The following is an 8,722-nucleotide window of genomic DNA, read 5'->3' as shown; positions in this document are numbered from 1 at the left end:
TCAGTTTTGACCGCATTCAAACCTCCAAAATAGACTAATGCCCGGGAGCAAATTCAAATTGCCCCCGGGCATTATCGTCCCAAATCGGAAAAATGCTATATGTCAATTTTGGTCTAACAGAGCCTTTTGTTTTGCGTCTGTACCGTTGACGCATCTGAGTGTGCCATTCGCTCCGACGCGTAGGTTTTGGCGGTAATTCCGAGGATAATAACCGCCAACGTTAACATCCCAATGGCGGCAATCTTCGTCACGCGGATGCGAGCGTCAGCGAGGCCACGCGAAGGCGTGCCCTTCGTCTCATATCTGCTGCCATGCTGCGGCACATACTCGTCCCGCGATGCGTTGTTTCGCACGTGGTCTCCTGACTGCTACCGTTCATATACGAGCAGCATAATACCGAGCGGGCATTTCTTTCCAAAGATATTCAGCGGCGTTTAAGGTGTCTTTAAAGAAACCACAAGCGTATTTATCCAAATGGCACGATTCTGTTGCGCATCTCCACCCAAAACGCAGTTGCGGTGGAATAGTTCCTGTTTGGGCGGCATAAGCCGAAAAACAAGAACTATTCCACCGCAACTTGACGGGGCTCTTTGGCAATCAACTTGGTGCCCAGGGGTACTCATTTAAGTCTGTCCCCAATGAGTGCCTTTGGGGAGCGAAAATGGCTCGCTAGCCGATAGCGTTTTTGAGTTCCGCGCGGCGCTTTTTCATGCCCGTCATGACGGCGTTGCGCAGCTCGGGCATGCGCGCGGTATCCATCTGGGGCACGCCCTCGAGCTTATAGGGAATGCCCAGTTGCTCGTACTTGACGACACCCATCGTGTGATACGGCAGCATTTCCAGGCCCACCACGTTGTGCCATGGAGCGATGAGGCGACCGAGCTTCTCGCACTCCTCCACCGTGTCGGTAATGCCCGGCACCACCACGTGGCGGATAACGACCTTGATCTTGCGACGTGCAAGTTCATCGCCGAACGCCAAGATGCGTGCGGGATCGCAACCGGTCAGCTTTTTATGCTCGACCGGGTCGGCATGCTTAATATCGAGCAGTACCATGTCGGTCTCGTTGAGCACGGCATCGAACTTCTCGGGGTGGTTGGGGTCAAATGCATAGCCACAGCTATCTAGGCAGGTATGTACACGGCCATCGGGGTTGTTATGCATAGCACGAAACAGATCGGCCAAAAACTCGGGCTGCAGGAGCGGCTCGCCGCCGGACACCGTAATGCCACCGCTGCGATAGAACTCGTGGTTACTCTGGAACTCATCCATCAGGTGTTCGACGGTCACCATGGTGCCGCCGTTGACCGACCAGGTATCGGGATTGTGGCAATACGCGCAGCGCATGGGACAGCCCTGAACAAACACCACAAAGCGGATGCCGGGTCCGTCGACCGTTCCCATCGTCTCGATCGAATGCACGCGGCCAAGGGCAAACGCAGAGTCCTCGGGGCGAGCGTCCACACCCTCAAGCGTCATTTCTGCCATTCGCGCTACCTTGCCTCTCCTTGGATGCAACCAATTAAAATGCCAGAGTCATTCTAGCCCATGCGTTTGCGTTTAAACGTCTCGGACTAGAACGGCACGTTTTAATCTATCCCCCATCACCATGGCTGGGGGCTACGTCGAGATGTCAGGCTGAAGAACGCTCGCCTGCGGCCTTTACGCCTTAAGCGTGAGCACCGCACCGAAGGCGGTCGGGCCGCAATGGCTCGAGATGACGCCGCCGACCTGAGTCCAGGTAACGTCCTTAAAGCCCAGATCATGCGCATAGACTTCCATGTCATCGCGCAGCTCCTGGGAAAGGCCCACCGAATACGCCAGGCCAATGTGCGAGTAGTCAATCTCGCCCTTCGCAACCATGTGGTCAATAAAGGCGCGGGCGCACTTGAGCATAGAGCCGCGGAATTTCTTGGTCGCCACGAACTTGCCGCCCGTTACCTCAATGCAGGGCTTAATCTTGAGCAGGTGGGCGCCAAGGAATGCGACGTTGGACAAGCGACCGCCCGCCTTAAGAAAGGCCAGGTCGGTAGGAACAAAGCCCAGCAGCACGCGGTCCATGACGGAGTTCGTAAATGCAAAGATCTCGTCGACGGTGGCATCGGGGTGAGCCTCGATGTATTTGGCGGTCTCGACGGCAACAAGCGACTGGCCCACCGAGACAAAACGCGTATCCATGGAGAATACGTAGTCGCGGCCCTTAGCCGCAATCTTGGAGGACTGATGCGAGCAAGTCGTGACTTCGGAGTACGCAAGATGCAGAATGATCGCATCGGGCTGCTCGGCATGGATACGGTCATACACGTGAGCAAAATCCGCAGGTGCGCAGCCGCTGGTCTTGGGCATCACGCCAAACTCGTTGCAGCGCGAATAAATCTCGAGCGGATCGATTGAGCCGTCCTCGACGGTCTCGTCACCAATCGTGACATGCATAGGCACGCGCACGATGCCGTAGCGTTCGCAGAGTTCCGGCGTCACATCCGACCCAGACTCAACCACGATTACGTACTTGCCCATTATTATCACGACCCATCTCGACATTGGCTTTTCAATACATGGCACGCGCCGCCGCACTGTTGCACAACGGCGGCAGAGCGCCAAAGAGACGCCGTCCCTTGCACATAGCAAAGGACAGCGTCTCTCTGGAAAACTCCGTGCTTAACTGAGATTTTACACGGTTTATAAATGAGTGTTACTTATCCCGCAAACGGTCGCTATACGCGATAAACGGTAATTCGCTGCGGCAACTGCAATACATTCCGCCCAGCAAGTCCAATCGTGCCTCACGCACGGTTAATGCGCGAGGCGGTAGAACTCCATCGACACCGCACCCTCGGCATGCAGCCCTAACGCCGGTACCGCCGGCGAATAGGTACGGCTCGTAAGCGCCGCCTCGCCGCCGTTGCCAAAAATCTCGACCATCGTAGTGTCCGAAAGCACGCGCAGGTCGCGAAGCTCACCGAGCTTGATCGACCTCTGGTCGCGCCCATAGCCTTCGTCACCCATGTCGAGGGTAAGCATCCCGTCTGCATAGCGCACAAAGACACCCTTGCGAATCTCGAGCTCGACCATCTTGGCGCCCTCACAGGAAACCACAAGATCAAACAGGCGGCCCGGCTCCTCAACGGTTTCACCGCCTGTCGCGCGAACGCAGTCGCCGCGCATCCTCTCAATCTCGTGCGTCGGCTGCTGGCAGAGCTTACCATCGCGCATGCTCAGCTCTCGCGGCACCGTCAACGCGCACTGCCACCCGCGCGCCACCGTCGGGTTTTCTGCCGTCGCATCGGGGCAACCCGACCATCCGATCATCAAACGCCGGCCTGCAGCATCCTCAAAGGACTGCGGAGCATAGAAATCAAAACCGGCATCGACCATCGGGGGCATGCCCTGCCCGACGATTTTAAAGCTCGGCGCCTCCCAATCGGCCTCGATGGGGAACCACACGCACTGATGCGGATTGCGGTAACGCCAACCATCGGCAGGCACACCCTGCGGACAGCAAACGAGAACAAGCTCACCATCGAGCTCAAACAGATCGGGGCACTCCCACATAAAGCCAAACTTCTCGCCCAACTCAATGCGCGTCGCATAGCTCCAGTCCTCAAGATTGCGCGAGGTATAGACAAGCACGCAGCCACGGTCGTCTTTCGTACGAGCGCCCAGAACCATGTAGTAGATACCATCGTGCTCAAGGATCTTGGGGTCGCGCACGTGCGTACCGATATCGTCGGGGTAATCGACCGGTCCAACAGCTATGCACTTCTCGCCCAATTCGTCGGGATTCTCGGCGACCATATGAATCTGGTTTTGCTCACGGCCCGTCAACACGTAGTCGTAATCATCGCGGTCAAAATGCTTGACGTTGCCGGTATAGAAGTAGTGAATCTTGCCATCGCGTACAAAGGCAGAACCAGAATACGCTCCACTCGAATCCAAATCGGAATCGGGAAACAGCACGGGACCATGATTCTCGTAGGTCACAAAATCCTTTGTCGTCAGATGGTTCCAAAGCACTGGACCGCCATGCGCAGCATCGAACGGATCGTATTGATGATAGATGTGATACGTATCACCAATCTGAACCAAACCGTTGGGGTCGTTGAGCCAGCCAAGCTCAGGCTCCACATGGAACAGGAGCCTATCGGGGTCGGACGCGATGCGACCCGCCGTCTCATCCTGTCCGGCACGCCACTGCTCATAGTCCGCGCGTGTCACCTTATTTTTTTGATTAAACATCGCCGTTGACTTTCTCGTCTATGGGGAAGGACGCTCGACTCACACGAGTCGAACGCCCTTCCTCAAATGGACTTATCCTCAGATTACACTGAACGGCTCAACTAGAAGCTAACGTCGAAGCCAGCGCCAGCGCCCTCTTCATCGGTGGTCGGCACGCCCTTTGCCTTGTTGTAGGCAAAGATCAAGACGATCGGCACGATAAAGGCGATGAGATTGCCAGCCACATACCACACGAGGGTCTCGGGCGTGACGATGAGCAGGCCAAGCACGCCGGTCAGACCCTGACCGATAGCGCGCACCTCAAAGAGCTTGACGAAGGCACCGCCGCAGCCTGCACCGATGCATGCGCAGATGAACGGGATGATCGAGTAGCGCATGTTTGCAGCAAAGATAGCGGGCTCGGAGATTCCGACCAGCGTCGGGATAAAGGACGACATGCAAATGTTGCGCTCTTTGGAATGCTTCTTGTGAATGAGGTACATGCCGATGGCGCCGCCGCCCTGGGCGATGATGGAAACCGACCAGATGGCCTGGATGTAGTTGAAGCCAGTCGTGGCAACAAGGTTTGCCTCGATACCCTGGATGAACTGATGCGTACCGGTAACGACAAGCGGCTGCAGGAACGCGGCGAAGACAAAGGCACCAAAGACGCCCATCCTGTTGTACAGGATATCGATTACGCCGGCGAGGACATCGCCGATCAGGTTGCCGAGCGGGCCGAACACGGTGAACAGGGCGACGTTAGCAAGAATCAGGGTAACGGTCGGGACAAAGACGAACGAAACGACCTCGGGGATGTACTTCTGGGCAATCTTTTCGACCTTGGCCATAAACCAGGCAGTCAGGATTGCAGGGAACACGCCGCCCTGGAAAGCAACCATGGGAATGGAGAGCGGACCAAAGTTCCAGTACTCAGCACCCGTCGGGTCCATAACGAACGTGTTGCGGTTCATAAGGCTCGGGTGAACCATGACGATACCGACGAGGATGCCCAGGATCGGGTTACCGCCAAAACGCTTGACTGCGCTGTACATAACCAGGACAGGCAGGTAGTCGAACGTGGTGGCGATAATGGCAAAGAAGCTTGCGAGGTTCTTGAGGAACTCGCTGTGATCGGCGAGGCTGCCTTCCATGCCAAAGAGGCCGTTGGCAACGATCAGCGACTTAAGGCCGATGATGATAGCAGCGCCGACGAAAGCGGGAATGATGGGGATAAAGATGTCCGAGAATACCTTGAGGACCGAGAAGAACTTGCCCTTCTTGTCCGCCTCGGCGCCCTTGACCTCGGAAGCGCTGATCTCCTTAACGCCCGTCAGAGCCATAAACTCATCGTAAACCTTGTTGACGGTACCGGTACCGAAGATGATCATGAGCTGGCCGCTGTTGTACAGCACGCCCTTGACGCCATCGATGTTCTCGAGCTCGGCCTTGTTGTATTTGCTCGTATCCTTGAGCACCAGACGCAGACGGGTCACGCAATGCGTGGCGCCCTCGATGTTCTCCAGTCCGCCGACGTTGTCGACGACTTGCTGGGACACTGCCTTGTAGTCCATGTTCCTCTCCATTCCTTTTCTAAATCATAAAACGGTTCGTTGGCGCTACAGAGACGCGATCGTTGCGTTTGCGCACTTGAGCGCACCGTCGGTGACGGTAAGCGCCACACCCTGGCCCTGCTTGTTGCAGAAGCGAGCGTTGAGCGCGACATCATCGACAAAGATGGTCGCGATGTCGTCGTCGACGACCAGACGCACATGGTGAGTGCCCTCGCCCTTAAAGAACAACGGACGCTCGAGGCCCATGTTGTTGACCTGGAACCACGGGTACTGGGGAGCCGGCGTGAACTCGAGCTTGCCCTCGCGCAGGTTGGCGCGGAACTCATAGGCAAGACCGGTCTCGGCGTCCTCGGCGAACTTGACCGAGAAGCCGGCAGCGTTACCGCCGAGCTCAATGTCGGCATCGAGCAAGTAGGTGGAGCCGGCATCTGCGGCGAGCACCTGCTCGACCTTGCCCGACTCGCAGGAAAGCTCAAAGGTCTCGACTGCCTTAGCCTCGCCAAAGGCGCCAAGCATGCTGTCGGGGAGCTTGGTGCCGAGCGTTCCGTCGGCACGCTGAACGATCTCGAGGGGCATAAAAGTGCCACCCCACAGGTAAGAGCTGGGGTCACCGCCCTCGTCACGCGTAGGAACCCAACCAAAGAGAACGCGGCGCTCGCCATCGAATGCGGTGCGAGCGGCGTAGTACGCGCGGCCGTCGAAGGAGTCGTCAGCGGGGGTAATCCAAGGACCGTTGATGGACTTGGACATGCGGTAACGGGTCTTGTTGCCGTCGCTGTACTCGGAAAAGACGAGGTACCACCAGTCGCCCATCTTAAAGAGATCAGGCATCTCGAACATGGTGTACAGGCCCGGGTTCCACCAGTCGCCCTGGAACTCCCAGTTGGTCAGGTCCTTGGAGGTGAACTTGACCAGACGACCGGTCATCAGACGCTTGTCCTCGCCCACACGTGTGCCGAGGATGAGCATGTACTCTTCGTTCTCCTCATCCCAAAGCACAAAGGGATCGCGCCAGTTGCGGTCGTCGTAGCCCTCCTGGGGCGGAAGCAGCGTCTCGGCGATGTTCTTCTCCCACTTGACGGCGTCGTCGCTCGTTGCGTGAAGAAGAACCTGCTTCATCAAACGTGCACGGACCTTATCGCGATTGCAACCAGTGTAGAGCGCATGGTACTTGTCGCCCACCTTAAACACCGTGCCGGCATAAATGTACTGGTCGACTTCCTCGTCACCGCCACGCTCAAGGCTCTCGCCAAAGTCCTTGTAGTTGACGAAATCCTTGGTCGTAGCGAGTGCCCAGCCAAACGGCTCTCCGAAAGGTTCGGGGTTACGCGTGTCACGCTGATGATAGAGATAGAACGTGCCGTCCTCGCCGTACGGCATGATGTCGCCTACCCAAATTCCCTCAGGCTGGTAATACACCTTGTGCATCCGAGACTTCCTTTCTCACGAGATACTAACTCGGTACAACTGCAAGATATGTCAATCGTTTTCATATGTCAAACGTTTTCACACTAATACGTCTTTTCGCAGTTCCAGTCGTCGGCAAACGGTTGACATATGCCGGCGAACGGTCATCAGAGGTGTTTGAGGAATTCTTTTGGCACGGGATAAACTACGCGGTTTTACCCTCAATGAGTTCAACGGGGAGCTTGATATTCGATTCGGGCTTTTCGCCGTTAATAAGAGCAATGATGGATTGCGCCGCGAGCTCTCCGATGCGATCGATATCTTGGCGTACGGTTGTTAAGTCAGGCATAAACGTCATAGTGCGGCGGGCACCATCCGCGCCCACGACCTTAATATCGCCCGGAGCGCTCAAGCCGCGCTGCTTCATAACGTTGAGGCAGATAGCCGCCATCGTGTCGTCTCCCGCAAAGATGCCGTCAATATCGGGGTTCTCATCGAGGATCTTCGCAACGACCGCACTCTTTTCGTCGTCGGGCTTAACGAACTCGACCTCACGGACAAGCACGGGCAAACCGGCCTGCTCAACAACATCGAGGTAGGCATCGGTACGCTTATTGGCAGGCATGCGCATGCGGCTATTGCTGCGCAGGCACAGGATGCGTGAACATCCGTCATCGATCAGGCGACGCGTGGCAAGTTCGCCGATACTATAGCTGTCGCTCGCAATCTGAACAGAGGCCTCGCCAAGGTCGCAGTCGATACCAACCAGACTCAAGCCCATCTCGGCATACGCCTCGGCACCGATATTAAGCGAGTTGACAATGACGCCATCAACCATATTGCGCCGAAGCATATCGATATAAGAACGCTCAAGATCAGGTCGATTGGCACTATTGCACAGCAGCATCTTAAAACCGTTTTCCGCTAACGTGCGCTCGACCGCCTGCACAACCTGAGCATGGAACGGGCTGCTCACAAAGGGAACAATCATGCCGATAAGGTTCAGGCGGCCATTGAGCATGGCACGGGCGATATCGTTGGGCGTGTAATTGATGCGCTCCATCGCCGCATGGACTTTATCGCGGGTTTCCTGGCTAATGTAGCCGCGATTATTAAGCACGCGAGATACCGTAGTAGGCGAAACCCCCGCCACCGCTGCAACTTCCTTGATGCCAGGCTTAGCCGTATCCTTAGAACGAGCACTCTCGCGAGCCATAGCACCCTCCCCCATCAACATGTCATACGTTTACATACGAACAAAGCATACCCCAACAACAGCGGGAAGACGGTAACAGCACAAGTAAGTAAACGACTCATCCAAATAATTAGGAGAGTTCCGCCTAAAGGGTGACTCCAAAGGACCCCACATGGCCGGTTTTGGGTTATTTTCCAAAACATCCCGCACTGATATTTTCTGTATTGAAGACGTCGATGATGCACCCGTATACCATTGACGTCGACACCATCAGATGCGGACCGCGCGGTGACCCCACATTCCGCTGGCGCCCACAGGGCTGCCCTCGTTT

General features: G+C 56.2%; 6 protein-coding genes. All 6 read right to left on the bottom strand.

Annotation, left to right across the window (positions count from 1 at the left end):
- Positions 1-669: 669 nt before the first annotated feature.
- The 6 genes from pflA to AAAX59_RS09360 all read right to left on the bottom strand — a co-directional run bounded on the left by pflA (position 670) and on the right by AAAX59_RS09360 (position 8,412).
- Complete coding sequence (pflA, locus tag AAAX59_RS09385) at positions 670-1,488, bottom strand: pyruvate formate-lyase-activating protein (RefSeq protein WP_349071564.1); 819 nt, start codon at positions 1,486-1,488, stop codon at positions 670-672.
- A gap of 174 nt (positions 1,489-1,662) precedes the next feature.
- Entirely contained in the window at positions 1,663-2,517 is an 855-nt protein-coding gene (locus AAAX59_RS09380; protein WP_349071563.1) for a DegV family protein, read from the bottom strand.
- Between the two features lie 276 nt (positions 2,518-2,793).
- Positions 2,794-4,236, bottom strand: a complete 1,443-nt coding sequence (locus AAAX59_RS09375) for a glycoside hydrolase family 32 protein (protein ID WP_349071562.1) — start codon at positions 4,234-4,236, stop codon at positions 2,794-2,796.
- A gap of 101 nt (positions 4,237-4,337) precedes the next feature.
- Positions 4,338-5,789: a PTS transporter subunit EIIC gene (locus AAAX59_RS09370; RefSeq protein ID WP_052044095.1), complete on the bottom strand. Its 1,452-nt coding sequence runs from the start codon at positions 5,787-5,789 to the stop codon at positions 4,338-4,340.
- A 45-nt stretch (positions 5,790-5,834) separates the two neighbouring features.
- On the bottom strand, positions 5,835-7,217 hold the full coding sequence (locus tag AAAX59_RS09365) for a family 43 glycosylhydrolase (protein WP_035137642.1): 1,383 nt from the start codon (positions 7,215-7,217) through the stop codon (positions 5,835-5,837).
- A gap of 184 nt (positions 7,218-7,401) precedes the next feature.
- Positions 7,402-8,412 (bottom strand): LacI family DNA-binding transcriptional regulator, encoded by a 1,011-nt coding sequence (locus AAAX59_RS09360; protein WP_349071561.1) that lies wholly within the window; start codon positions 8,410-8,412, stop codon positions 7,402-7,404.
- Positions 8,413-8,722: the final 310 nt, after the last annotated feature.

It is taken from the genome of Collinsella sp. CLA-ER-H2, from assembly GCF_040092405.1.
Classification (GTDB): domain Bacteria; phylum Actinomycetota; class Coriobacteriia; order Coriobacteriales; family Coriobacteriaceae; genus Collinsella.
Note: the sequence above shows the minus strand (reverse complement) of the source record. Positions and strands in the feature narration are given on the sequence as shown.

Coding starts and splice junctions, on each gene's coding strand:
- pflA (WP_349071564.1), bottom strand. CDS start 1,488: ATGGCAGAAATGACGCTTGAGGGTGTGGACGCTCGCCCCGAGGACTCT.
- AAAX59_RS09380 (WP_349071563.1), bottom strand. CDS start 2,517: ATGGGCAAGTACGTAATCGTGGTTGAGTCTGGGTCGGATGTGACGCCG.
- AAAX59_RS09375 (WP_349071562.1), bottom strand. CDS start 4,236: ATGTTTAATCAAAAAAATAAGGTGACACGCGCGGACTATGAGCAGTGG.
- AAAX59_RS09370 (WP_052044095.1), bottom strand. CDS start 5,789: ATGGACTACAAGGCAGTGTCCCAGCAAGTCGTCGACAACGTCGGCGGA.
- AAAX59_RS09365 (WP_035137642.1), bottom strand. CDS start 7,217: ATGCACAAGGTGTATTACCAGCCTGAGGGAATTTGGGTAGGCGACATC.
- AAAX59_RS09360 (WP_349071561.1), bottom strand. CDS start 8,412: ATGGCTCGCGAGAGTGCTCGTTCTAAGGATACGGCTAAGCCTGGCATC.